Origin of the sequence: Laedolimicola sp. (assembly GCF_051972735.1) — a bacterium.
GTDB lineage: Bacteria > Bacillota > Clostridia > Lachnospirales > Lachnospiraceae > Laedolimicola > Laedolimicola intestinihominis.
Map to the genome: position 1 here is coordinate 1 of NZ_JBOKYU010000089.1, position 903 is coordinate 903.

A 903-nucleotide genomic window follows, 5' to 3' on the forward strand; every position below is an offset into this window, starting at 1 on the left:
GCTTTAACAGATCTAAGATAGCCTCAGCACCCATCTTTGCTGTGAAATCATCGCCATACTGAGCTAAAGCATCCATGTACTGCTCTTCAGTTAACAGCTGACGCTCTGATAACTCAGTCATGCCTGGATCGGTAACTACATAGCTCTCAAAATAAAGTACGCTTTCAATATCGCGTAACTTCATATCAAGCATTAAGCCGATACGTGATGGTAATGACTTTAAGTACCAAATATGTGCTACAGGTGAAGCTAACTCAATGTGACCCATACGCTCACGACGTACTTTAGCCTGAGTTACTTCAACACCACACTTATCACAAATAGTACCGCGGTGCTTTAAGCGCTTGTACTTACCGCACAAACACTCATAATCTTTGATAGGTCCGAAAATCTTAGCACAGAACAAACCGTCACGTTCTGGTTTGAATGTACGGTAATTGATGGTTTCAGGCTTTTTAACCTCACCATATGACCATGCACGGATCATTTCTGGGGAAGCCAGACCAATCTTAATAGCATCGAAGTCCTCAAGGCGCTGCTTGAACGCATTGCTGCGATTTGCAAGCTTGCCAAGGCTATCGCTTACTTCAAGATCCATTGCTGAATCTTCAGTGTTAGCCACTGGAGTCTGACTAGCAAGACCTTCTAAAAGATCTTCGTTCTGACCGTTTTCCATATTGCTCACAACAGTTTCTCCTATTGTCGTAGCCAAGCAGGGGTAGAGTTACTACCCCAAACTAGAAACTTATTCCTTGCGGACAAGATCGATATTGATACCAAGTGAACGAATTTCACGTAATAGAACATTGAATGACTCAGGAATACCAGCTTCCATTGTGTACTTACCATCAACAATGTTCTTGTACATCTTAGTTCTACCGTTAACATCATCAGACTTAACAG

2 pseudogenes are annotated in these 903 nt (G+C 42.3%); both read right to left on the reverse strand.

Going from position 1 to position 903, the window contains the following annotated elements:
- Positions 1–598 (reverse strand): annotated as a pseudogene (locus ACTRC3_RS11690) (DNA-directed RNA polymerase subunit beta'); the annotation flags it as partial.
- Positions 599–745: 147 nt separating this feature from the next.
- Positions 746–903: pseudogene (locus ACTRC3_RS11695) on the reverse strand (hypothetical protein); the annotation flags it as partial.